Raw genomic sequence first — 24051 nt, forward strand, 5'->3', positions numbered from 1 at the left:
CGCAGGGCGAGGCTCATCGGCTCGCGGTGGCATCAAGTGGCAGTCCCACATACCGAGGTCGAGCAGAACATGCTCGAAATCAAGGTCAACGTCCAGATCGAGCAATTCATCGGCACCTTCTGTAATGGACTTGAACCATACTGCTGTACCTTCGCGCAACACAGGGACTGGACCGGAAGAGGTCATGACGTACAGGCCAAATCCCCGATAGCGATTCGCTCGCAGGAGGAGGGTCGAGACTGGTTCAATATGACAGCCTGCGACGCCCGTCCGTGCGACGGGATGGTTTTTTCGGGGAACAAGCGTCTTGAGATCAGACCATCTGAAATGAAGTTGCGACTGCATACGAACCTCCTGGGCTAGCGGGACCAGCGTTGAACATTTGATTGGATTAGTGCGGCGACTTCTGCCGTATGCGATTGGATTGCGTCGGAGAGCGCGACAATAATTTCAGGTCGAAAATTTGCCGTCTCGGTCGGCCGGGCGTTTAGCGCGCGGGTTATCTGGTTGAGGTTTCGCCCGATGGCGAGAAGGCGACTGTTCGATGCAGCAAGCTGTTCAAGCTCGAACTGGCCTAGTTGCGGAGTCTCTGTCATGCGGGTACGCAAGAGAGCAACTATCCAGGAGTTCACTGAGAAGCCACTCCGCTCAGCCGAATCTGAGGCAGCTTGATACTCCCTTGCCGTCAAGCGAATTTCGATCCGTTTTTTTGGCTCGGAACCTACTGAGATGTCTTCCTCAATCTGACTTTTCCCTTGCACCTCGCGACCGACTAGCTTGCGAATTACCTGTTTGGTCGCGTCGCTAGGCGACACGCCATGAGAACGGCAGTAGTTCTGCCATTCGTGCTTAAGTGGTCCAAGGTAAACGCTGAGTACGCCGTTGCTACGGTTTGACATGTTCGATATCACCGTCAAGCGGCTAAGCGCAATTGCTCTCGGCTTACCTGGTATTCCTCACGGGTGCGCGCCGGGAGTCTGCACACACGTGGGTCCGTCCGAACCGGACTGAAATCGTGGGGCAGCACTCCATCATTGGCGATAACGTGGATGTTCGTGCCACGCCACGACACACCCGCATCTTCGAGCCGCTTGCGATTACGATAGAACGTCGCCTTGCTGAATTCTTCGCGCGTCACCTCATCGCCGTGCACCGACAAAAACGACCAGAAGCTGTACATATGCTTTCCGGCCCGGTCTCCGTAAACCGCCTTGAGCCGGTGCATTACCGACTTGCTATCGCGAACCGTGTCCATACCTTGTTTCCCCTCACGGAGCAGCTTCTCGATCTCCGAGTCGAACAGCCTTTCTAGATAGGCGTCCGACACCTCATCCACTCGCGGATTTTTGCCAAAGTCGTATTGCAACTTGTCGCTATGAATTTCCACCTCTGCGCGCAGACGTCTGTCCGCCAGACGTTGCAGCGCATCGATCTTGCGTTCCACCCGTGCACGATTGCCCTGATCCTCGCACCCATACAGATGGTTAAAAACCTGCCTGAAAAAACCGCGCAATCGGCTACGCTCATGCACCTGAAATTCAGTGCCCTTGTGATAAAACTTCACCGTCGTCGTCTTGCCCGCGAAGTAGACGGCCATCGCATATTTCGCTGCCCCTTTCTTGCGTCGCGGGAAATTGATCAACTGCACGCCGTCAAAGAACTCCTTGCACGCAGCCTTCGACAGCCGATACACGGACGACACATCAACCCGATGGACCGTCCACCAGTCAGCCGGTGGCAGGTCGGTTTGCAACAGATCCGACACGAGACACACAAAGTCGCGACAAGCGCGTAGAAAATCAGTCGGGCCGCCGTACACGTTGTGGCCGAGAACGATCTTATGCACCGACGCCTCGATCACGATGTACGGCTCGCAGAGCATCAGCGACGGACGACCGTTCTTGTCCACCACCCACTCCTCATGCTTCGGCACCACCGAGATCCGCGAATCCCACGACCCAAGCAGATCGCCCGTGAAGAGCTCATAGAGGACTTCACCGCTTGAGCAGTCCACCCCGGAGCGCAGCAGACACTGTCCTTCTATGCGCTCGACCACCGAGCGATCGAGAAAAGGAGAGCGCAACCGCACTGTGTCGTACGCCACGTTTAAACACCCTCCCCAGAGTCATGCCGAGTCTCAAACTTGAGACCTTCAGGCGGTGCTACCACGCCCGCCTGAAAAAAAACCGCCTCGCCCGGCGAGGCAAAAAAACCGTCCGAAAGCATGCCGCGCAGCTCTGCATTGGCCTCATCGAGCGATGTCCGTGACACTGGCTCAGCCTCGTTCGTTCGCGTCGTCCGTCCTCTCTCCGCTGGGAGCGAGGCGACGCGACCGCCCGTGGCTTCGCGATAGGCGCGCTCAGACGCAACGACGTGAAGCGCCGCCGAGCGCTCGGCGCGCAACTGGACAAGCCACGCTGGAAGCGATGTGCCGGCTGACGCGGCAGGAACGGGAAACGGCTTCGCCTTCTCGGGTGGGGAAGCTGGCATGGATGTCAGCACCCCTGTGAGCATGCACTGCACTGGCCAGCGCGATCAGCGCCACACCACTCGCAATATTCGCTACGCGTAACGGGAATTAACCGATGCTTTCCACGGAAGCGGCGCGCACGCTGCGCGCCAGTAAGAGAGTCGGGCTTCGCGGTACGGCCACGACGATTGCCCAACAAATCGCCCGTGTATTTATCCGCAAGCTGTTTCGCCACAGTCATGCCTCCGTCAGGGCATCACGTAGCGCGATCTCAGCGCATCCGTAGCCGCGGTTTTTGGTGTCCCGACGCGTAACTCCAGTCGGCGTAACGACGCGCCATTCGTACCAACCCATATCCATCTCGCCATACACCTCGATCGTGTCCTCGCCATACGGAACGGGCACGCGGTAAAGGGTCGTTGTCATTGATCAAAGCTCCCAAAGGCTGAGCTTGAGAGACGCGTCGCCACAGCGACGCATCAGGAGCGCAACGTTCACGCACGAGTAGCGACCAACATCCACGGTCGGCAGATAGCCCTTGTTGATCATCCCAACGATCACACCGACAGGAAGGCCGACGACACTCGCGAAACGTTCGCGCGACATAAAAGGGACCGGAGCCACAAACTGAGCTGACTCGGCAAGCTGTTGACCAGAAGGGAAATCGCCCATAATTGCTCCATCGATGGACACAATCCAAGAGTACCTATAGAGCGCTACATATGTAGCGCTCTATAGGTACTCTAAGTTAGGCAGTGAAAGCATGTCAACTAATTTTCCAGACATAAAAGCAAGAACTCGCATGCTCATAGAAAGCATGGTCCGCGCCGACCGCCGGTATAAGGAACTGGAGGAAATTACGCGGATACCTGCTGCAACATGGCGAGGTTTTTGGAACCGCGAAACATATCCATCTGGGCCGATGATCGAAGCGCTATCGCGCCAATGGCCAACTTATGCGTTTTGGCTGAGCACGGGTATCACCGACGTAGACGCCGGGCATACAGCGCCAGGCGCGGCTGAAGAATTTGTTCAGGAAACGCTTGCGGACGTCAACTTAAATGCGAACGACTACTTTCGCTTCCAGCTCGACCAAATCCCACGGCGATACAAGACAACACGTCTCGACCTTGCCGGCCTAGACGAAGCAATGCTGCGCGAGGAAGCGGGAGAGTTCGTCGGCGGCATTCCCAACCCACGAGCCAGAGAGCGCGTCGGCACGCCCGCACCTATCGACATCAGTGTGCTGGACGAACCTGAAGACCCCGAGTACGCGGAGAAGCTCGTCAGTGCGAAAGCATTGCTAAACGAACACAAAGAACGTCTCTATCGAGAGCAGATGGCTGACTTGCGAGAAAAGAAACGGAAACACACGCGGAGCAAGCCCTAACACTAATTCATGCGACAGCGACTCGATCACGTCCGTGCAGCAGACCCAATCGAACAACTTCGGTCAATGGCCGAACATCTGAACCAACATGGCGATAAAAAGAATTGAGAGTGGATGGCAGGTTGACGCACAACCGGGTGGCCGAGGCGGGAAGCGAATTCGGAAATCGTTCAAGACGCAAGCGGAAGCAAAGGCCTATGACAACTGGCTGCGCACCCAGGTGGCTCAAGATCCCGATTGGGAGCCAACACGCAAGGATGCTCGCCCACTGCGGAAGCTTGTCGAGCTTTGGTATGACCGCCACGGGCGCGAGCTTAATTCGGGGGAGGGTACGAAGACCCGTTTGCTCGCGGCGTGCGAGTACATGGGCGAGCCAACCGCTGATACCTTCTCGGCCGATATGTTCGCGAGCTATCGCGCGAAGCGTATCGAAGCCGGGATAAGCGCGTCGAACATGAATCGCGAGCACGCGACGATGCGGGCCGTGTTTAACGAGCTGTCCCGTTTGGAGCTGTGGACGCGAGAGAATCCGTTAGGCAAGCTACGGCAGTTCAAGGTGCAGCAGCAAGAACTTTCGTTTCTTGATGATGCGTCCATTCGGACGCTTCTGTTTGAGCTACGGGCGTCGCGTAATTCGGGAGTCGAGCTTATCGCTGTAATTTGCCTATCGACCGGCGCTCGCTGGTCGGAAGCGGAGCGGCTAACACGCAGTCAGGTTCGCAACGGTCAGATTCAGTTCGCGCGTACCAAGAGCGGGAGGACCCGCTCGGTTCCGATTGACGATCTACTACTGGCACGTATCTCGGCCTATGCGGACAAGCACGGCCGGGGACTGCGGATTTTTTCGTCGGCGTTTTCCGCCTTCCGCGAGGCCGTCGAGCGCGCTGCACTCGATCTGCCTGCCGGCCAGCTCACGCATGTCTTGCGCCATACGTTCGCGAGTCATTTCATGATGAACGGCGGCAACATCCTGACGCTGCAACGAATTCTCGGGCACTCGAATCTGACGATGACCATGCGGTATGCGCATCTGTCGCCAGAGCATCTTCAGGAGGCCAAGCGGTTAAACCCATTAGCAAAGATGAGCGAGGCCGAAGCGGCTTGAGCTTGCGTTGACACTTCGTTGACAGGGCAGAAACAACAAAGGCTTACCGATTTGGTAAGCCTTTGTTTTTGCGATGCTTTTTGGTGCCGGAAAGAGGAATCGAACCCCCGACCTTCGCATTACGAATGCGCTGCTCTACCGTCTGAGCTATTCCGGCATCAGGAGAAACGAGATTATAGGGACTTCTTTACGAACTTGGCAAGCCCCTGCGATCACTTTTTTGTTTCGAGATGGTAGCGGGTGACGCGGTCGACTTCGTTCTTCGAGCCGAGGAACACCGCCACACGCTCGTGCAGGCTTTTCGGCTGGATGTCCAGAATACGCTTCTCGCCGTTGGTCGCGGCGCCGCCCGCCTGCTCGACGATGAAGGCCATCGGATTCGCCTCGTACATCAGGCGCAGCTTGCCTGGCTTGTCCGGCGTGCGCTTGTCAGCCGGGTACATGAAGATGCCGCCGCGGTTCAGGATACGGTGCACGTCGGACACCATCGACGCGATCCAGCGCATGTTGAAGTCGCTCTGGCGCGAACCTTCCTGGCCGGCCTTCAACTCGCCGATGTATTTCTCGACCGGCGGATACCAGTGGCGCTCGTTCGAAGCGTTGATCGCGTATTCACGCGTTTCGACCGGAATGCGCATATCGCTTTGTGTGAGCACCCAGGAACCCAGTTCGCGGTCCAGCGTGAAGCAGTTCACGCCGTTGCCGGTGGTCAGCACCAGCACGGTTTGCGGGCCGTACACCGCATAACCTGCCGCGACCTGCTGCGTGCCGGGTTGCAGGAACGACTGTTCGGTGGGCTGCTGGCCGTCCGGGCAGCGCAGCACCGAGAAGATCGTGCCGATCGACACGTTGACGTCGATGTTCGACGAACCGTCGAGCGGATCGAACACCAGCAGGTATTCGCCCTTCGGGTAGTTGGCCGGGATCGGGAAGAACTGCTCCATTTCCTCGGACGCCATGCCCGCCAGGTTGCCGCCCCATTCATTCGCTTCGAGCAGGATTTCGTTCGACAGGATGTCGAGCTTCTTCTGCACTTCGCCCTGGACATTCTCGCTGCCCGCCGTGCCGAGCGCATCGCCCAGCGCGCCCTTGCTGACGTGGTAGCTGATCGCCTTGCACGCGCGCGCGACGACTTCGATCAAAAGGCGCAGGTCGGCAGGCAGGTTGTTGGTCTCGCGCTGCTGCTCGATCAGATACTTCGTGAGAGTGGTACGACGTTGCAAAGCCATTGCTGTACTCCGGGAAGGCTTAGGGAATGTCTCGATTTTAACCGCTCGCCGTGTCGGTTCAGTGCTTTTGAGATAGAAGGGCGTGCGTCCGTGTTGCTGAGCGCTGTAAACGCCCGTGAAATTCAGGCTTTGCGGCGCGTCTTGATGGCCGTGACATGGTCGGCGAGGCGGGTGGCAAGCGCTGCGGCGCGGGCGTGTTCGGCAGGGACTTTCGGCATTTTCGGGCGGTTCGCCTTGGGCATTGGTTCGATCTCGCGTTCGATCTGCTCGCCGGCTGCCGCGGTGGCGACGCGCAGGTCGTAGGCGATCTGCAGATTCAGCCAGAACTGCGCGCTCGCCCCGAAGTAGCGTTCGAGCCGCAGCGCGGTGTCTGCCGAGATGGCGCGTTTGCCGCGCACGATGTCGTTGATGCGCGGCGCCGGTACACGCAGCGCAAGTGCGAGCGCATTGACGGACATGCCGAGCGGTTCGAGGAACTCGCTGCGCAGAATCTCCCCCGGATGAATCTCCGGGATGCTTTCGCCGGTGCTGATGTCGGAGAAATCGATGCTGCCCAGATCGGAGCGTTTGATGACCACGCCGGTCTCCCAATAATCAGTGATAGTCGACAATTTCGACATTCAGCGCCTCCCCGTCGACAAAATGAAAACAGATGCGCCACTGCGCGTTGATACGAATGCTCCACTGTCCGCTGCGCTGACCTTGCAAGGCTTCGAGCCGGTTGCCCGGCGGCGCATGCAGATTGCGGATGGATTCGGCGGCATCGATCATCAGCAGCTTGCGGCGTGCGAGCGCCTGCATGTAAAGCGGCAGTGAATGCACGAACTTGCCCTGAAAGATTGCCGCCGTAGCCTTGTCGCCGAATGTCGTGATCATGGGATGATATAACGCATCGCGTTAAACGTAAACCGTTAAATGAATGCGTTTACATTCACCCTGCCAGACCGACCCGAACAGTCGTCCAGATGGCTAAAGTTGATGTCCGCACGCTGCGGCCTCATGGCGAAATTCAGGACGAAAAAAAGCCGGCAACACGTGCCGGCTTTTCGATGTGGGAAGCAGTTTCAGATGATCATCACGCCAACGCCTTCTCCACGATCTCGCGCACGTCGCGCGATTTCACCTGCGAGGCCACCTTCTCCAGCGCCGCGCGCATGCCATCACGCAGCGTCGGCGTAAAGCGGCGCCACAGTTCCAGCGAACGGGCGAGGCGGGCGGCCACTTGCGGATTGATGGCGTCGAGCGCGATCACCTGGTCGGCCCAGAACGCGTAGCCCGAGCCGTCTTCGGCGTGGAACTGCGCGGGGTTCGCCGCACAGAAGCTGAAAATCAGCGAGCGTGCGCGGTTTGGGTTCTTCAGGTTGAACGCCGGGTGCGCCATCAGCTTGCGCACAATCTCGATCACCGGACGTTGCGCGCTGCCGCGTTGCGTGGCTTGCAAGGCAAACCACTTGTCGATGACGAGCGGCTCCTTTTCAAAGCGCCGGTAGAAGTCGTCCAGCGCCTGCTGCGCCTCAACGCTGCCGCCATTCGCCGCCGCTGCATTGAGCAATGCCGAGAGCGCCGCCGAGCGGTCGGTCATGTTGTTGGCGGCGTCGTATTGCGCGGACGCGAGGCGCACGGCTTCAGCCGGATCGTCCAGTTCCGCGAGATACGAAAGCGCAAGATTCTTCAATGCGCGATGACCCGAGGCCTCCGGCGTCGCTTCATAGGCACCCGGCGTGCGGTGCTTTTCGTACACGGCGAGCCAGTCCTTCCTGAGTGCATTCGCGAGGCGTTTGCGCACGAATTGCCGCGCGGCGTGTACGGCAGCCGGATTTGATTCGGCCATCTGTTCAGCCAGGTACGCTTCCGACGGCAGCATCAACGCCAGTTCGCGGAAAGAAGGCGAGAGCGACTCGTCGGTCAGCACGCGGGCGAACGCGGCGACCACCGAGTCGTCGAGCTGCAGCGGCACGCCCGTCGTGGCGCGTCCGGCGAGGGTCAGCAGCTCGCGCGTGGCGAGCCGTTGGCCGGCTTCCCAGCGATTGAACGGATCGCTGTCGTGCGCGAGCAGGAAGGCGAGCTCGTCTGCCGAGTAGTCGTATTCGACGATCACCGGCGCCGAGAAATTACGCAGTAGCGAGGGCAGCGGTTCTTGTGCGACGTTGACGAATGTGAAGGTCTGTTCGGTCTGCGTGAAATCCAGCACGCGCGTGGTGGAGCCCGAAGCTTTGGTTTCGCCTTCCAGTTGCAGCGGCAGGTCGGCACCGTCCTTGCCGATCAGACCGATCGCGAACGGAATCAGCAGCGGGCCCTTCTGCGTTTCACGCGCGGCCGGCGCGGCGTCGCCGTAGCCTTGCGTGAGCGTCACGCTGTAGCGCTGTTGCGCGGCGTCGTACTTCGTACGCACAGACACGCGCGGCGTGCCGGCCTGGCTGTACCAGCGCTCGAATTGCGCGAGATCGCGGCCGTTCGCATCGGCGAGCGCGTGACGGAAGTCGTCGCAGGTCACAGCCTGGCCGTCATGACGCTTGAAGTACAGGTCCATGCCCTTGCGGAAACCGTCGCGGCCGAACAGCGTCTGATACATCCGCACGACTTCGGAGCCCTTTTCGTAGACCGTCATCGTGTAGAAGTTGTTGATCTCGACGTAGCTTTCCGGACGCACCGGGTGCGCCATCGGACCCGCGTCTTCGGCGAACTGCATCTGGCGCAGCACGCGCACGTCTTCGATGCGTTTGGTGGCGCGTGCGGCTTCGTCCGTCGCGCCGCCCGCCATGTCGGCCGAGAACTCCTGATCGCGGAACACCGTCAGGCCTTCTTTCAGGCTCAGCTGGAACCAGTCGCGGCAGGTCACGCGGTTGCCGGTCCAGTTGTGGAAGTACTCGTGGCCGACCACTGCCTCGATGTTCGCGAAGTCGGTGTCCGTTGCCGTTTCGGGGTTCGCCAGCACGTACTTCGTGTTGAAGATGTTGAGCCCCTTGTTCTCCATCGCGCCCATGTTGAAGTCGCTCACCGCGACGATCATGAAACGGTCCAGATCCAGTTCCAGCCCGAAGCGCGACTCGTCCCAGCGGATCGAGTTGATCAGCGAATCCATGGCGTGACGGGTTTTGTCCAGATCGTGCGGTTCGACCCACACCTGCAGCAGCTTTTCCTTGCCCGAGCCGCTCTTCACGCGTTCTTCGAGGGCGACCAGCTTGCCCGCGACCAGCGCGAACAGATAGCTTGGCTTCCTGAACGGATCTTCCCAGCGGGCGAAATGGCGGCCGTCCGGCAGATCGCCTTCTTCGAGCAGATTGCCGTTCGACAGCAGCACCGGATAGTCGGCCTTGCTGGCGCGCAGCGTGACCGTGAAGGTCGCCATCACGTCAGGACGGTCGAGGAAATAAGTGATGCGGCGAAAGCCCTCGGCCTCGCACTGCGTGAAGAAGTTACCGCCCGACACATACAGGCCCGACAGCGTGGTGTTTTCCGCCGGATTGCAGATGCTGGTGAGCGTGAGTTCGAAGTTCTCCGGCACGTTCTCGAGCGTGAGGCCGTGCTCGTGCGCATGCGCGTTGGCGAACGGGGCGCCGTCGATCGCGGCGCTGACAAACTCGAGTTGTTCGCCCATCAGTTCGAGATTCGAAGCGTGGGACGCGTCCGGGTTGCGGCGCACCCGCATCGTGTTCCTGACGACGGTGCGTTCGGGGACCAGATCGAACTCCAGGGCGACGGTGTCGATCAGGAAGGCGGGCGGCGCGTAATCGGCGCGGCGGATCACATTGGGCGTTGCGGTATCGGCCATGGCGTTCTGTAGTGATGGGACTCGAGCCGTCACGCGTGCTTATGGCGCGCGAGCCGGGCTTGTCGAGCCATTGTACAAAGGCTCGGCCGATTGTGCGGGGCGAACTTTTTACCGAATCGCCTGGTCAGCGTATTATCGGGGCCGCTTTGCGCAGCAAAGCGTGTGCACGGACCGACCCGCTCAAGAATGGCGAAAACAGGCATCACGAGGTAGACCATGAAATTCGATCGATGGACCCGCCGGGCCGCGCTGCTGCTCGGCGCGCTGACGGTGCTGCTGTCCGGCTGCACGACCTACGTGACGAGCCAGGTCACGGCGTTCTCCGACTGGAGCGGCAACGACGCCACCCGTACCTATGCCTTCACACGGGCAGCGGATCAGCAGAACAATCTCGAACTCACCACGTACGAGCGTATCGTTGCCAACGAACTCGCCACGCACGCGTTCCGTCAGGTCGACGCTTCAGCGGCGCGCTATCTGGTTGGGCTGTCGTACGGGATTCGCTCGGACATGGTGACGGTTGCGCAGCCGGTGTATTACAACCCCTGGCCGGCACCGTACTGGGGCCGGCCGTTCGATCCGTGGGGGCCATGGGGCCCGTGGGGTCCGTATCCGAGCGCGTACGTGAATCAGAGCTACCCGATTTTCACGCACCTGCTCGGCGTGCGGATCACCGAGCGGGCTAGCGGCAAGGAGGTCTATAACGTGACGGCGCGCAATTCGGACGGCGAGTCGTCGCTGGTGAGGGCGATGCCGTACCTGGCACGCAGTGCGCTGGCCGACTTCCCCCTCGGCAACGGCGTGGTCCATACCGTGAAGATTCCCGTCGACAAGAACGGCGGGGTGTCGAACGAAGTCGCTGCGACGGGCGCCGCGGCCGCGCCGGCGTCAGCTTCGGGCGCGAAGGCCGTGCAGTAAGCGTCGAGCGGCGCACCCAACGGCATTCGCCGAGGCGCATCGAATACGGCCCGGCAGGGGATCCCTGCCGGGCCGCTTTCCTTTGTTAACAGCACGGGTGGCGAGCGTTGCGTAAGACGGCTTCGCTCAAAATCGGAAACGCGGCGCTTAACTCAGCAGGCAGGTCCCGAAGCATTGAAGTGTTCCGAAACGAAACACTTGTTCAGAAAGTTAAATGAAAGCATGTGTGCCTATTTGTGGATGCCGCTCGCGTCCGGCCGGGCCGCGAAGCGTGCTGCAGGCGGCTTCGCGGCCTGGTCACAGGCGGTGCAAGGGCCGCCAGGCCTGCACTTTGGCGCTGTCCAGTCCCGGTCGTACCAGCGATACGGATACAGATAGATACGTCTTTTGTGGCTGATTTAATCCACAATATTCAGTATGATCCCGGCGACCACAGGGAGCCTGAGACAATCCACCAGATTAATTGGCGAAGGCGCCTAAATAATCGGGGTCAAGTGCCGTTAATTCGCTGAACCCTATATAAGATAAGAAGATTGGATTGACCCCCGGCTGGAGATTGTCGTTCCGCGCGGCGCGCATACGCTGTGACGGTTGCGTATTCCGTCAGGCGCCCTTAGCCTCTCCTCGCTTCTACGCGCGAACACCGATATGCCCGATCTGCACTGGACCATTCCGGTCGCTCGCTGGTCTAGCTGGCCTGCTGCCGCATCTGCCGCACCCGATATCGGCTTTATCGAGCCGATCGTGCGGCGTCGCCTGAGCACGCTGTCCAAGGTGGCGCTGAAGGTCGCGCACGACTGCGTATCGCAGGACGAGGTCCGCGTCGTGTTCGCTTCACGCCACGGCGAATTGCGGCGTACTACGGACATCCTGCGCACCATCAGCGCGGGCGAGCCGGTCTCGCCGACGGCGTTCAGCCTGTCAGTGCTGAACGCAATGACGGGTGTGTTTGGCATCGCGCGTGGCGACCGTTCCTCTGCCAGCGCGATCTCGGCGGGTGCCGAGACGCTCGGCTACGCGCTGCTTGAAGCGTACGCGCAATACGCAACGCAGCCTGGCTCGCCGGGGTTGCTGGTGTACGCTGACGAACCCGCCGATCCAGCGTACGGCACGATTGAAGACGAAGTGCAGGGCGGCGCGATCGCGGTCCTACTGAACGGCGAAGCGGCGGCGCGGCAGCTGGTCTGCACGTTGTCCGGCGCAGGTGAGCCGGAGGCCGCGGAGGGCGGGCAGGCGGCAAGCCATGCAGGCCAGGAAAGCGCGGACGAAAGTTTCGCGACCCAGAGCCAGGCGCTGCTGCATTGTCTGGAAACGGGCCGGCCTGCCGTCTGGCAAGGCGCCGGCGCGGCCTGGCATTGGAGGTGGCATGAACGCGCGGCTTGATTACCTTTGGCGGTTCTGCGCGACGGGCATGGCCTTCGTGGTGTTCGGCATCTGCGGTGTGCTGTTTTCGGTGCTGGTGTTCCCGCTTGCTTGGCTGTGGCCGCATCGTACGTCGCGTCAGCGCGCGGTGACGACCGTGATTCACTGGTTCTTTCGCACGCTGGTCGCGGTGTTGCGGTTCATCGGCGTGATGGAACTCGAGGTGTCGGGCGCCGAGGCATTGCGCGTCGGCGGCCCAGCGATCGTGGTCGCCAATCACCCGACGTACCTGGACGTGATGGTGCTGTTGTCGCTTACGCCGCATGCGTGTTGCGTGGTGAAAAACGCGCACTGGGGCAACCCGTGTTTCTGGGGAATCGTGCGCTCGGCGGAGTATGTGAGCAATGCCGACCCTTCGGAGCTCGTCGAAGCCGGCGCGCGGCAGCTCGCAGCAGGCTATACGATGATTATTTTTCCTGAAGGCACGCGCAGCCCCGCGCCGAACCGGCTGCACGCGTTTTCACGCGGGTTCGCGCATATGGCGTTGAAGGCCGGCGCGCCCATCGTGCCGGTGCTGATCGATTGCGATCCGCCGGCGTTCACCAAGCAGATGCGCTGGTACGACGTGCCGGCGCGTGCTTTCCGGATGCGCGTGAACGTGCTCGAGCCGCTTGGCGTCGAGCAATTCGCGGACCTCGACACTTCACCGTCTCTCGCGGCGCGCAGCGTGACCAGCGCCATCGAAGCACACATTACTCAGCACCTGTTCGATTATGGATTCTTTAAAACTGGAAATTAAACAGCTTCTGATCGAAGCCCTCGATCTGGAAGACCTGAGCCCGGCCGATATCGACGACGATGCACCGCTGTTCGATACCGACGGCATCGGTCTCGACTCGATCGATGCGCTCGAGATCGGCATCGTGCTGCGCAAACAATACCAACTGACCATCGCAGCGAACGACGAACGCACCCGTGATCACTTCCGCTCGATCAGCACGCTGGCCGCGCTGGTTGCGAGTCAACGCGAAGCGGCGCACGCTGTGAACGAAATCGAAAAAAAAGGGGAATAAATCGTGTCCGAGGCAGAGATTCTTGAACGCATCCGCGCCATTTTCAAAGAGAACTTCGCGATCGAGCCGGAGCGCGTGACGCCCGACGCGCATCTCTTCGAAGACCTCGATCTCGACAGCATCGACGCTGTCGACCTCGCGATCAAACTGCAGGAAATGACCGGCCGCCGTATCAAGCCGGAAGAGTTCAAGTCGGTGCGCACGGTGGGTGACGTGATCGGTGCGGTCGAATCCCTGCTGGCGGCGCAAGGCTGATGCCATCCGTGCGCTCGCGAATGCAAGTGACGGCGAGCCAGCTCGCCGGGGCATCGCCCGGCACGGAGCGCCACTGGGCCAAAACGGTGGTGCAGGTCCTGCTGAAACTCGCTTATCCCGCGTTGATTCTGTGTGCCTGGCGCTGGGACACGCCGCGCTATGTCGGCTGCATGCTGTTTGCGATTCTGTGGCTGCAACGCTGGGCCGGCAGCGGTCCGGTGGCGACCTCGCTGCGCCGGCTCTCCACGATCGATTGGACCGTGGTCGGCTTGCTGAGCTGCGCCTCGGCGGCGATCGTGTTCACCAATAGCGAGTTGCTGCTGCGCCTCTATCCGTCGCTCGTCAATCTGGGTCTGTTGATCGCGTTCGGCGCGACGCTTGTGCGCGGGCCGTCGATGATTGAAAAATTCGCACGGCTGGGCAATCCGAATTTGCCGCCTGGCGCCGTGCGCCATACGTGGCGCGTGACTCAGGTGTGGTGCGGTTTCTTCGCGCTGAACGGCGCGTTCTCCGCTTATACGGCGCTGTACTGGAGCCGTGCAAGCTGGTCGCTCTACAACGGCGCGATCGCTTACGGGTTGATCGGCGTGCTGCTGGTGGCCGAGGTCATCTGGCGCTATCTGGTGGTGCTGCCGCGAGCGGCGCGTTCGGAGGCGGCATGATCGCGTTGCATGATTTGTTGTCGGCGGGCCATGAGTCCTCAGTCGTGAATGCGCCGGTATGCCGCGACGGCGCTACGGTGCTCGATCGCGCGGCGTTTCGCGCGCGCGTCTCGACGCTGGTCACGCTGATGCAAGCGCAAGCCGCGCGACGCTACGCGTTATGTATCGACGATCCGTTCGATTTCGCCTGCGCGCTGTTTGCGTTGCTCGCGTGCGGCAAGGAGCCGGTGATTCCAGCCAATGCGACGCCGGGCTATCTCGCCGATCTTGCCGACGCGTACGACGCCGTGCTGACCGACGCCGACCTGCCGCCTGCTGTGCGAAACGCCGACGCCGACGTCGCACACGCGCTAGACACCTCACACACGATCGATCCGCAAGCCCCGTTGACGCTCTACACGTCGGGTAGCAGCGGCACCCCCAAGCCGATCCGCAAGACCCTCGCGCAATTCAATGCCGAAGTGCACACGCTCGAAAAGCAGTGGGGCGCTTTGGTCGGCGATGCGACGATGCTGGCGAGCGTGCCGCATCATCACATCTACGGTTTGCTGTTTCGCGTGTTGTGGCCGCTTGCCGCAGGCCGCGCGTTCGACCGCGCGATCAGCATCGAACCTTTGCATTTGCAAACGCAGATCGAGCAATGCGGTGCGACGGTCGTCGTTTCGACGCCCGCGCAATTGTCGCGTTGGCCCGCATTGCCTGGCTTCGCCGCGTTGAAGCCGCCGCCGCGCGCATTCTTTTCTTCAGGCGGCCCGCTCGCCGTGGAAGCCGCGCAGGAATACGCCACCGCGTATGGCGCTGCGCCGCTTGAAATCTACGGTAGTACGGAAACCGGCGGCATTGCGTGGCGCCGTCAGGACCAGACAGAAGCGTGGCAACCGGTGACCGGCATCGAAGTACGCCGCGACGAAGATGGTGCGCTGAATGTTCGTTCGCCGCATCTCGATCACACCGGCTGGCATCGTACGGACGACAAAATCGCGTTTGACGCCGACGGACGCTTCCGTCTGCAAGGCCGGCTCGATCGCGTACTCAAGCTGGACGGCAAGCGCGTGTCGCTGCCGGAACTCGAAGCACGTCTCGCGCTGCATCCGTATGTCGCGCAAGCGGCGATCGTGCCGCTGGAAGGCGCCTCGCGCGAGCGCGTCGGCGCGGTGGTGGCGCTGACCGAAGCGGGCAGCGAGGCATTGCGCGCCGAAGGCCGCGTGCTGCTCGCGCAAACCCTGCGCCGGCATCTTGCTGAGTATTTCGACGTGGTGGTGCTGCCGCGTCATTGGCGTTTTCGCCTCACATTGCCGTTCGACTCGCGCGGCAAACTACCGGTGGCCGCGGTCGCGGCGGCATTCGAACCGCGCACGGACGGTGTGGAAGTGCTCGCCGAAGCCCGCAGCGCCGACACGTTGCATTACGAACTGCGCGTGCCGCCGACGCTCGTGCATTTCGCCGGCCACTTCCCCGGTCTGCCGATTCTGCCGGGCGTCGTTCAGGTGCACTGGGTCATGCGTCTGGCCGCCGAACAATTGCCCGCCGTGCGCGAGCTGGTATCGGTCGACCGCCTCAAGTTCATGGCGCCGGTGTCGCCGGGCGCGGTGCTGAATCTCACGCTCGCACACGACGCCGCGCGTGGGCGCGTGCAGTTCGCGTACCGGCTGGGCGGACGTGAATGCGCATCCGGCGTGATCGTCTATCGGGAGCCTGCATGATGGGCATCGCTGCGTGCATTGTCATTCCGATTTACAACCACAAGGATGCGATCGGCGCGACCGTTGCCCACCTCGCGGTGCACGGCTTGCCGATTTTTGTCGTCGACGACGGCAGCGATGAGGCGACCCAGCAAGTGCTCGCCGCGCTGGCGCAACAGTACGCGGGGAAGCTCACGCTGCTGCGCTTGCCGGTCAACGGTGGCAAGGGCGCGGCCGTGATGGCGGGACTGCGTGCCGCGCGCGCTGCGGGTTACAGCCACGCTCTGCAGATCGACGCCGACGGCCAGCACGACGCGACGGACGTACCGCGTTTCATCGAAGCCGCGCTTGCCGAACCGGGCGCGGTGATCCTCGGCCGCCCGGTCTACGACGAGAGCGTGCCGAAATCGCGCCTCTACGGCCGCTATCTGACGCATGTGTGGGTGTGGATCGAAACGCTCTCGCTGACGATTCGCGATTCGATGTGCGGCTTCCGTCTCTATCCCTTGGCGCTGGCCTGCGAGCTGATCGACAGCGTGCAATTGCCGACGCGCATGGACTTCGACATCGAAATTCTCGTGCGGCTCTACTGGCGGCGCGCGGCGTTCCGCTCGATTCCCACGCGCGTCACCTACGCAACCGACGGCGTCTCGCATTTCGACGTGCTGTGGGACAACGTGCGCATCAGCCGCAGCCATACACGGCTTGTGTTCGGCATGCTGTGGCGTTTGCCGATGCTGCTCGCGCACAAAGTGATGCCACGCCGCACGGCTATCGCAAGTGAGGCGGTCAAGCAGGGCGACCAGAACAAAGCGGGCGAGTCGAGCAACCTGAGCGAACCCGGCCAGCGCGCTGAATCACGCGAACCAAGCCCCCAGGACTGGTGGCGGATCGCCGAGCGCGGCAGCCATCTGGGCATGTCGTTGCTCGCGCTCAGTTGCAAGCTGTTCGGCCGTCGTTTCACCGCGCTCTGGCTGCATCCGATCGTCGCGTATTTTCTGCTGACCGGCCGCGCCGCGCGTGAGGCGTCGAGCAACTATTTCACGCATCTCGGCCAAGCCGCACCGCACGGCGATACGCCACGTCCAGGTTGGCTGTCCGCCTATCGCCACATGCTGGCGTTCGCGCAATCGGGCTTCGACAAGCTTGCAGCATGGTCAGGCCGCGTCAACAACACCGACGTTAAATTCGAAGATCCTTCGGCATTCGAAGCATTGGTGGCAAGTGGCAAAGGTGCGCTCGTGATCGGCGCGCATCTCGGCAATCTGGAGATGACCCGCGCGCTTGCCGCGCAGGGTGCCTACGCGAAAGTCACGGCCGTGGTCTATACCGAACACGCACGGCGCTTCAATAGCGTGCTGGCGTCGGCCAATAGCCAATTCGCGCGGCATCTGCTCGAAGTCAGCGACTTCGGTCCCGAGACCGCGATGATGATGCAGGAGCGCGTCGATGCGGGCGAGCTGCTGGTGATCGTCGGCGACCGCGTGCCGGCACGCGAAGCGGGCCGCACGACCGAAGCGCAATTTCTCGGCTCGACCGCCCCGTTCGCGCAAGGCCCCTACGTGCTCGCGCATGCGTTGGGCTGCCCCGTCTATCTGTTCTTCTGCCTGAAAGAGCACGACGGTTATCGTCTGTATTTCGAGCCGTTCGCCGAGCGCATCGAGTTGCCGCGCCGCGAACGCGCGCAGCATCTTGCCGCGTGGGCGCAGCGTTACGCGGCGCGCCTCGAACACTATTGCCGCAAGGCACCTTATCAATGGTTCAACTTCTTCGATTTCTGGGCCAGCCCCAAGCGAGGCACACATGGCCGAACATGATCTGATTGAGGCGCCGAACACCAGCGCAAAAGAGAGCGCCCGCGCAAACGCGGCGTCGGTGACGATCGGCGGGCGCAAGCTGACGATCGAAGAGGTCGTCGCGATCGCGCAGCATCGCGCGCCGGTTGCGTTGAGTGCCGATCCGGCATGGCGCGCGCGCATTCAGCGCGGCGCGGATTTTCTGCGCCGGCATCTGGCGTCGGGCGCGACCGTGTACGGCGTCAACACCGGCTATGGCGATGCGTGCGTGGTCGACGTGCCGATGGAACTCGTCGAAGCCTTGCCGTTGCAATTGACGCGTTACCACGGCTGCGGGATGGGCCAGTATCTCGACGACGGGCAAACGCTCGCGGTGATCGCCGCGCGGCTGAACTCGCTGGCTTACGGTTTTTCCGGCGTACGCCCTGTGTTGCTCGAACGCCTCGCCGATCTGATCAATCATCGTGTGTTGCCGCGCATTCCGTCGGAAGGCTCGGTCGGTGCAAGTGGCGATCTGACGCCGCTCTCGTATGTGGCCGCCGCGCTTGCCGGCGAGCGCGATGTGATGTTTGACGGCTCCCTGCGCAACGTGGGTGAGGTCTGGTCCGAACTCGGTCATACACCCTTGACGCTCGCGCCGAAAGAAGGGCTCGCGCTGATGAACGGCACCGCCGTGATGACGGGCCTCGCCTGTCTCGCGTTCGCGCGCGCCGATCATCTGACGCGCCTTACCGCACGTCTCACGGCGCTCTCTACCGTTGCGCTCGACGGCCGCGCCGCGCATTTTGACGCCACTCTGTTCGAAGTGAAGCCGCACGCAGGCCAGGCCGAAGCCGCAGCATGGATTCGCGACGATCTGACCGGGCGCGACGATACGCCCGGGCATCGTCTGCAAGACCGCTATTCGATTCGCTGCGCGCCGCATGTGATCGGCGTTGCGCGCGATGCCTTGTCGTGGGTGCGCCGCGACGTCGAGAACGAACTGAACAGCGCGAACGACAATCCGTTGATCGATCCCGACAACGAGCGCGTGCTGCACGGCGGCAACTTCTACGGCGGCCATATCGCGTTCGCGATGGATTCGCTGAAAGTCGCAGTCGCCAATCTGGCTGACCTAATGGACCGTCAGCTCGCGCTGCTGGTCGACGTGAATTTCAACAACGGCCTGCCGCGCAATCTGTCGGGTGCGGCTCCCGCGCGTGCCGCGATCAATCATGGCTTCAAGGCCGTGCAGATTTCATCGTCCGCATGGACGGCCGAGGCGTTGAAGAACACGATGCCCGCGAGCGTCTTCTCGCGTTCGACCGAGGCGCACAATCAGGACAAGGTCAGCATGGGCACGATCGCCGCGCGCGACTGTTTGCGCGTGCTGGAGTTGACCGAGCAGGTCGCCGCCGCGCATACGCTCGCGACGGTGCAAGCCGCCCGTTTGCGTTTGAAGATCGACAGCGCCACGCCGGTTCCCGCGCCGCTGCAAGCATTTATCGACAGCGTGACGGCGCAGTCGCCGTTCGTCGACGAAGACCGCGCGCTGGAGAGCGACCTGCGCGCGCTGACCGCGCGCATCGCCGCGTGCGATCTGTTGAACGACTATCGTGGAGGCTCGAACGCATGACCGGCTCCCCTAAAGTGCTGACAGCCAGCGCGACGGTCGAAGTGCCGTTTCACGACGTCGACGCGATGAACGTGTGCTGGCATGGCCACTATCTGAAGTACTTCGAGATTGGCCGCGCGGCGCTGTTGCGCACCTTCGATTACGACTACCGCGAGATGCAGGCCTCGGGTTACCTGTGGCCGATCGTCGAGGCGCATCTGAAGTATGTGCGCCCGGCCACCTACGGCCAGGCGATCGAAGTGCGCGCGCAACTGCTCGAACATGAGAACCGCCTGAAAATAGGCTACGAAATTGTCGATTGCGCATCCGGTACGCGACTGACGAAGGGCTACACGATCCAGGTCGCGGTCGATGCCGCGACGCAGGAATTGCAGTTCGTGTCGCCGCCGGTCGTATTTGAAAAGCTGGAGCGCGTATGGGGACGATGAACTTGCGCGGTGTGGCGGCGGGCGGGTTGCTCGCACTAAGCACGCTAGGCACGCTAAGCGTATTGAGCGTATTGAGCGTGGCCGCATGGCAGACCCCGGCGTCCGCGGCAGAAGCCGTGCAGTCCGCCGGCAACCCGGCTCTCGTCTCGCAGATCGCCTCGCACCTCGCACAAGCCAAGGGCGTCCGCGCGCAATTCACGCAAACGCAAACGCTCGCCGCGATGAAGCAGCCGCTCGTCAGCACGGGCTCGTTGCTGTTCTTCCGCGATCGTGGCGTGATCTGGCAGATCGACACGCCGTACAAAGCCACTTACGTGATCACCGATGCGGGCATCGCCGAAGTCGACGCCAACGGCCAGCGCGTAACGGCTCACAGCGCCCAGGGCACGCGTGGCGTCGCGCAGGTCTCGAAGATGATGCGCGCGATGCTCGGCGGCGATCTGTCGGCGCTGTACTCTCAATTCGACGTGCAGGCCGAAGGCAGCGCCGCGCAGTGGCGCATGCAACTCACGCCGAACCAGCCGCAAATCGCGCAGTCGATCAAAGCCTTGCAAATGAATGGCGGCGACTACCTCCAAAGCTTGCGCATCACGCTCGCCAATGGTGACATCACGAAACTCGACTTCGCGAAGAGCGTGGCGGTGACCGAACCGACGCCCGCCGAGCGCGGATTGCTCGGAGCGCCGTAATGCAGGTGCTGCAACAGCGGTCCGCGAAACAGGCATGGGGCGTGCGCGCCGCGTGGCTGCTGATCGCGCTCGCCGCTGCACTGTATTGCGGTTGGCGTTTCGCAGGGCCGTCGCCGCTGCAGACCAATTTGCTGGCATTGCTTCCCGCCACCGAAGCGGATCCGGTCGCCGAAAAGGCGGTCGATACACTGGCGAGCGCGCTGGGTGATCGCACGGTTTTTCTGGTCACCAGTAACGATGGCGCGCACGCGAAAGCGGCAGCGAAACAACTCGGCGCATCATTGCAGAAGAGTGGGGCGTTCGGCTCGGTGACGGCGGAATTGCCGCCGTTCGATCTGTCGCAGATCGCGGCGTTGTACATGCCCTATCGCTTCGGTTTGCTGTCGCCTGCTGACCGCGCGGCGCTTGCGCAGAGCAGTGCTTCAAGCCCCACGTTGCGGGACGCGCTCGCGCAGCGCATCTACAGCCCGCTACGCGGCGGTCTGACCACGCCGCTCGCCGACGATCCGTTCGGCTGGCTCGAACACTGGCTCGGCGGTTTGCCGCTCGCCACGTCGAATCTCGAACTGGAAGACAACATGCTGGTGTCGCATCGCGGCACCGCGACCAGCGTGTTGATCGTCGCCACGCTGCCCGGCTCGGCCTACGAATCGAAGACGCAGCACGCCGTGCTCGCCGCGCTCGCACAAGGCGAAAGCGCATTGAGGCAGGCGTTTCCCGACGTGTCGGTGGCGAGGACCGGCGCGGTGTTCTACGCGGAATCGGCACGCAGTGCATCGGAACACGAGGTGCACCTGATCGGCGTCGCGTCGCTGTGCGGGATTGCGTTGCTGATGATGTGGGTGTTCCGCTCGCCACGTCTGTTGCTGCTCGGTTTTGTTTCGACGGCGCTCGGCATCGTCTGCGCGCTCGCGGTGACCATGCTGGTGTTCGGCCAACTGCATCTGTTGACGCTGGTGTTCGGCGCGAGCCTGATCGGCGAAGCAGTCGACTATTCGATTCAGTATTTCGTGGTCTATCTCGGTGCCGGGCGCGATTGGGATTCGCGTCGCGGTGCGCGTGCGGTACGTCCGGCCTTGACGGTTGCGCTTGCCACCAGCCTGCTTGGCTACGCGATCCTCACGTGGGTGCCGTTCCCCGCGCTCAAGCAGATTGCATGCTTCGCGATTGCGGGCATTACGACGGCGTTTGCGTCCGTGCTGTGGTTGTTGCCCGCGCTGCTCACGCGCGCGCCGAAGCGCAGTCCGCAACGCGTGTTCGCCAGGGCGGCGCGTGTGCTGACGGTCTGGCACCGCACGATCGGCGGCAAGCGCGCATGGTTCGTGGCGGCGCTCCTGCTGATCGTGGCGATTCCCGGTTGGCTGCGTCTGACGAGCGACGACGATATCCATCTGCTGATCCAGCGCGATCCTTCGTTGGTCGCGCAGGAAGACAAAGTGCGCGAGGCGGTCGGCGTCGATAACAGCGCGCAGTTTTTTGTCGTGCGCGGCGAGACGCCGGAAATCGTTTTGCAACGCGCCGAAGCGCTGGGCGCGAAACTCGACGGGTTGAACGGCACCGCGAACCAGGTCGGCAGCTATCAGTCGGTGGCGCAATTCGTGCCGTCCGCGAAACAGCAAAACGAAGACCGGGCTTTGCTCGCGCAGCACCTATTCAACGATCCCACCGCATTGCGTGCGACGCTGCTGCAAGCGGGCTTCAAAGACGAAGTCGCCGATGCCTGGCTCGCCGCGTATGCGAAACCGCATCCGCTGCTCACGGTCGACACGTGGCTCGCCGCGCCGTGGTCGCAGCCGTACAAACATCTGTGGCTGGGCGTTGTCGATTCGACAACCAAGGCGTATGCAGCAGTCGTGATGCCACAAAGCGTGACGCCGCAGAATGAACCCGCACTGATCGCCACCGCACAGGCACTGCCCGGCGTCGTATTTGTCGACAAGGCGGCGAGCGTTTCGAAGCTATTCGGTGCGTATCGTGTGGATAGCGGTTGGTGGCTCGGCGGCGCGCTGGCGCTTGTGCTCGTCCTGCTGATGCTGCGATACACCGTGCGCGGCGGCATTGCCGTGACGCTGCCGGTGCTGCTCGCGGTCGGCGTCACGCTCGCTGTGTTCGGCTACGTTCACGTGCCGCTCAATCTTTTCAACTGCCTTGCACTGATGCTGGTGCTCGGCGTTGGCGCAAACTATGCGGTGTTTCTGCGCGAAGGCTGCTTGCGCGCGGACGCGGATCTCGGCGCGGTGTGGACGGGCGTGCTGCTGTCGGCAGCCACCACGCTGTTGTCGTTCGGCATGCTCGGCATGAGCGCGATGCCTGCGCTGAAGAGTTTCGGCGCCACGCTCGCGCTCGGCATTGCGGTATCGGTGCTGCTCGCGCCGATCGGCATGCCATCGGAATCAAGGAGGGTCGCATGAAGGCGCCATCAGTTTATTTGCACGCGCTAGGCATGATCAACGCGCTCGGCGGCGACCTCGATGCAATCGTCCCAGCGCTTGCCGCTGGTCACGCACCCGGCATGGCGAACGCGCATACAGGCGTTGGCGAAGCGTTTGTCGGCAGTGTGCTCGCGCCGCTGGAGCTGGCGCCGCCGGCCGGGCTCGCGCGTTACGACTGCCGCAACAACCGCTTGCTGCTAGCCGCGCTGGCACAGATCGCGCCCGCCGTCGAGGCGGCGCGCGAGCGTTACGGCGCGCATCGGATCGGCGTGGTGCTCGGCACCAGCACGTCGGGTATCGAAGCGGCCGAAGCCGCGTTCGTCTATCAGGCGCAGGCGGGCGGCCTGCCCGCCAATTTCAATTACCGGCAGATGGAGATCGGCACCGCCGCGCCGTTTGCTGCCGCCGCCCTCGGTGTGCAGGGTCCGGCGTTCACGATCTCGACCGCTTGCACTTCGAGCGCGAAGGCCTTTGCGTCGGCGCGCCGGCTGCTGCAATTGCGACTGTGCGATGCGGTCGTGGTGGGTGGCGTCGATTCGTTGTGCGAGTTGACGGTGCAGGGTTTCGCCTCGCTCGAATCGACCAGTGGCGTGCGCGCCAATCCCATGAGCCGCAATCGCTGCGGGATCAACGTCGGCGAAGGCGCCGCCGTGTTCCTGATGAGCCGCGATGAAGCAGAAGTACGACTCGCGGGCGTCGGCGAATCGAGCGACGCATATCACATTTCCTCGCCCGACCCGCTAGGCGCGGGCGGCGAAATCGCGTTGCACGCGGCGCTGGGCGATGCGGGCGTCGCATCGTCGGCGATTGGCTATGTGAACCTGCACGCCACCGCCACACGCAAGAACGACGACATGGAAGCGAAGTTGATGGCGCGGGTGTTCCCCAACGGTGTAGCGACGAGCGGCACCAAGCCGCTCACGGGTCACCAGCTCGGCGCGGCGGGCGCAACCGAACTCGCCTTCGCATGGCTGACGCTGGCGCACGGGAATGTGACACTGCCCGTGCCGCTGCCGCGTCATCTGTGGGACGGCGAAGCCGATCCCGCGCTGCCGGTGCTGGATCTGGTCGAAAGCGAACGCTTCCTGCCGCGCGGCGCTGGCTCGCAATATGTGATGAGCAATTCGTTTGCGTTCGGCGGTAGCAATGTCAGCCTGATCCTTGGACGATGAC

General features: G+C 62.3%; 24 protein-coding genes and 1 tRNA gene. 16 read left to right on the forward strand and 9 right to left on the reverse strand.

Features of this window, described 5'->3' with window-relative positions:
- The first annotated feature begins 69 nt into the window (after positions 1 to 69).
- Entirely contained in the window at positions 70 to 363 is a 294-nt protein-coding gene (locus GNZ12_RS12565) for a hypothetical protein (RefSeq protein ID WP_172310634.1), read from the forward strand.
- Here the strand turns inward: GNZ12_RS12565 and GNZ12_RS12570 are convergent.
- From GNZ12_RS12570 to GNZ12_RS12585, 4 genes are all read right to left on the reverse strand, one after another.
- Positions 360 to 899 (reverse strand): plasmid mobilization protein, encoded by a 540-nt coding sequence (locus GNZ12_RS12570; protein WP_172310635.1) that lies wholly within the window; start codon positions 897 to 899, stop codon positions 360 to 362. The two genes, GNZ12_RS12565 and GNZ12_RS12570, sit on opposite strands and share 4 nt — an antisense overlap.
- Before the next feature lie 14 nt (positions 900 to 913).
- The gene (locus GNZ12_RS12575; protein ID WP_172310636.1) at positions 914 to 2104 is read right to left on the reverse strand and encodes a phage/plasmid replication protein, II/X family; all 1191 of its coding nucleotides are present in this window, start codon (positions 2102 to 2104) and stop codon (positions 914 to 916) included.
- Between the two features lie 603 nt (positions 2105 to 2707).
- Complete coding sequence (locus tag GNZ12_RS12580; protein ID WP_172310637.1) at positions 2708 to 2896, reverse strand: hypothetical protein; 189 nt, start codon at positions 2894 to 2896, stop codon at positions 2708 to 2710.
- Positions 2897 to 2899: 3 nt separating this feature from the next.
- On the reverse strand, positions 2900 to 3142 hold the full coding sequence (locus GNZ12_RS12585) for a hypothetical protein (protein ID WP_172310638.1): 243 nt from the start codon (positions 3140 to 3142) through the stop codon (positions 2900 to 2902).
- Positions 3143 to 3233: 91 nt separating this feature from the next.
- Between GNZ12_RS12585 and GNZ12_RS12590 the strand changes: the two genes are divergently transcribed.
- The gene (locus tag GNZ12_RS12590; protein ID WP_172310639.1) at positions 3234 to 3860 is read left to right on the forward strand and encodes a hypothetical protein; all 627 of its coding nucleotides are present in this window, start codon (positions 3234 to 3236) and stop codon (positions 3858 to 3860) included.
- An 88-nt stretch (positions 3861 to 3948) separates the two neighbouring features.
- On the forward strand, positions 3949 to 4965 hold the full coding sequence (locus tag GNZ12_RS12595) for a phage integrase (RefSeq protein WP_172310640.1): 1017 nt from the start codon (positions 3949 to 3951) through the stop codon (positions 4963 to 4965).
- Positions 4966 to 5046: 81 nt separating this feature from the next.
- Here the strand turns inward: GNZ12_RS12595 and GNZ12_RS12600 are convergent.
- The 5 genes from GNZ12_RS12600 to pepN form a co-directional block, all read right to left on the reverse strand.
- Positions 5047 to 5122 (reverse strand) — tRNA-Thr (locus GNZ12_RS12600).
- 55 nt (positions 5123 to 5177) lie between these two features.
- Positions 5178 to 6194 (reverse strand): class 1 fructose-bisphosphatase, encoded by a 1017-nt coding sequence (locus tag GNZ12_RS12605; protein WP_172310641.1) that lies wholly within the window; start codon positions 6192 to 6194, stop codon positions 5178 to 5180.
- A 122-nt stretch (positions 6195 to 6316) separates the two neighbouring features.
- Positions 6317 to 6814 (reverse strand): HigA family addiction module antitoxin, encoded by a 498-nt coding sequence (locus tag GNZ12_RS12610; protein ID WP_216673194.1) that lies wholly within the window; start codon positions 6812 to 6814, stop codon positions 6317 to 6319.
- Positions 6789 to 7070: a type II toxin-antitoxin system RelE/ParE family toxin gene (locus GNZ12_RS12615; RefSeq protein ID WP_120303252.1), complete on the reverse strand. Its 282-nt coding sequence runs from the start codon at positions 7068 to 7070 to the stop codon at positions 6789 to 6791. Before GNZ12_RS12615 ends, GNZ12_RS12610 begins: the two co-directional genes overlap by 26 nt.
- Before the next feature lie 199 nt (positions 7071 to 7269).
- Positions 7270 to 9966: an aminopeptidase N gene (gene pepN / locus GNZ12_RS12620; protein WP_172310642.1), complete on the reverse strand. Its 2697-nt coding sequence runs from the start codon at positions 9964 to 9966 to the stop codon at positions 7270 to 7272.
- Positions 9967 to 10182: 216 nt separating this feature from the next.
- Between pepN and GNZ12_RS12625 the strand changes: the two genes are divergently transcribed.
- From GNZ12_RS12625 to GNZ12_RS12685, 13 genes are all read left to right on the forward strand, one after another.
- Complete coding sequence (locus GNZ12_RS12625) at positions 10183 to 10884, forward strand: DUF4136 domain-containing protein (RefSeq protein WP_172310643.1); 702 nt, start codon at positions 10183 to 10185, stop codon at positions 10882 to 10884.
- Between the two features lie 648 nt (positions 10885 to 11532).
- Positions 11533 to 12267 (forward strand): beta-ketoacyl synthase chain length factor, encoded by a 735-nt coding sequence (locus tag GNZ12_RS12630; RefSeq protein ID WP_172310644.1) that lies wholly within the window; start codon positions 11533 to 11535, stop codon positions 12265 to 12267.
- On the forward strand, positions 12251 to 13045 hold the full coding sequence (locus GNZ12_RS12635) for a lysophospholipid acyltransferase family protein (protein ID WP_172310645.1): 795 nt from the start codon (positions 12251 to 12253) through the stop codon (positions 13043 to 13045). The genes GNZ12_RS12630 and GNZ12_RS12635 overlap by 17 nt, the downstream gene beginning before the upstream one ends.
- Positions 13020 to 13319: a phosphopantetheine-binding protein gene (locus GNZ12_RS12640; protein WP_074285858.1), complete on the forward strand. Its 300-nt coding sequence runs from the start codon at positions 13020 to 13022 to the stop codon at positions 13317 to 13319. Before GNZ12_RS12635 ends, GNZ12_RS12640 begins: the two co-directional genes overlap by 26 nt.
- A gap of 3 nt (positions 13320 to 13322) precedes the next feature.
- A complete protein-coding gene (locus tag GNZ12_RS12645) occupies positions 13323 to 13574 on the forward strand; it encodes an acyl carrier protein (RefSeq protein WP_020069032.1) in 252 nt (83 codons plus the stop codon).
- A complete protein-coding gene (locus GNZ12_RS12650) occupies positions 13574 to 14236 on the forward strand; it encodes a COG4648 family protein (RefSeq protein ID WP_172310646.1) in 663 nt (220 codons plus the stop codon). Before GNZ12_RS12645 ends, GNZ12_RS12650 begins: the two co-directional genes overlap by 1 nt.
- Complete coding sequence (locus GNZ12_RS12655) at positions 14233 to 15939, forward strand: AMP-binding protein (protein WP_172310647.1); 1707 nt, start codon at positions 14233 to 14235, stop codon at positions 15937 to 15939. Before GNZ12_RS12650 ends, GNZ12_RS12655 begins: the two co-directional genes overlap by 4 nt.
- The gene (locus GNZ12_RS12660; protein ID WP_172310674.1) at positions 15939 to 17735 is read left to right on the forward strand and encodes a glycosyltransferase family 2 protein; all 1797 of its coding nucleotides are present in this window, start codon (positions 15939 to 15941) and stop codon (positions 17733 to 17735) included. The genes GNZ12_RS12655 and GNZ12_RS12660 overlap by 1 nt, the downstream gene beginning before the upstream one ends.
- Positions 17722 to 19329: an HAL/PAL/TAL family ammonia-lyase gene (locus GNZ12_RS12665; protein ID WP_172310648.1), complete on the forward strand. Its 1608-nt coding sequence runs from the start codon at positions 17722 to 17724 to the stop codon at positions 19327 to 19329. The genes GNZ12_RS12660 and GNZ12_RS12665 overlap by 14 nt, the downstream gene beginning before the upstream one ends.
- Positions 19326 to 19757: an acyl-CoA thioesterase gene (locus GNZ12_RS12670; protein WP_074282518.1), complete on the forward strand. Its 432-nt coding sequence runs from the start codon at positions 19326 to 19328 to the stop codon at positions 19755 to 19757. The genes GNZ12_RS12665 and GNZ12_RS12670 overlap by 4 nt, the downstream gene beginning before the upstream one ends.
- Positions 19745 to 20446, forward strand: coding sequence for a LolA family protein (locus tag GNZ12_RS12675; protein WP_172310649.1), 702 nt, complete (start codon positions 19745 to 19747; stop codon positions 20444 to 20446). The genes GNZ12_RS12670 and GNZ12_RS12675 overlap by 13 nt, the downstream gene beginning before the upstream one ends.
- The gene (locus GNZ12_RS12680) at positions 20446 to 22857 is read left to right on the forward strand and encodes an MMPL family transporter (RefSeq protein ID WP_172310650.1); all 2412 of its coding nucleotides are present in this window, start codon (positions 20446 to 20448) and stop codon (positions 22855 to 22857) included. The genes GNZ12_RS12675 and GNZ12_RS12680 overlap by 1 nt, the downstream gene beginning before the upstream one ends.
- A complete protein-coding gene (locus tag GNZ12_RS12685; RefSeq protein ID WP_172310651.1) occupies positions 22854 to 24050 on the forward strand; it encodes a beta-ketoacyl-[acyl-carrier-protein] synthase family protein in 1197 nt (398 codons plus the stop codon). Before GNZ12_RS12680 ends, GNZ12_RS12685 begins: the two co-directional genes overlap by 4 nt.
- Position 24051 lies beyond the last annotated feature (1 nt).

Origin of the sequence: Paraburkholderia solitsugae, assembly GCF_013177695.1 — a bacterium.
GTDB classification, from domain to species: Bacteria; Pseudomonadota; Gammaproteobacteria; order Burkholderiales; family Burkholderiaceae; genus Paraburkholderia; species Paraburkholderia solitsugae.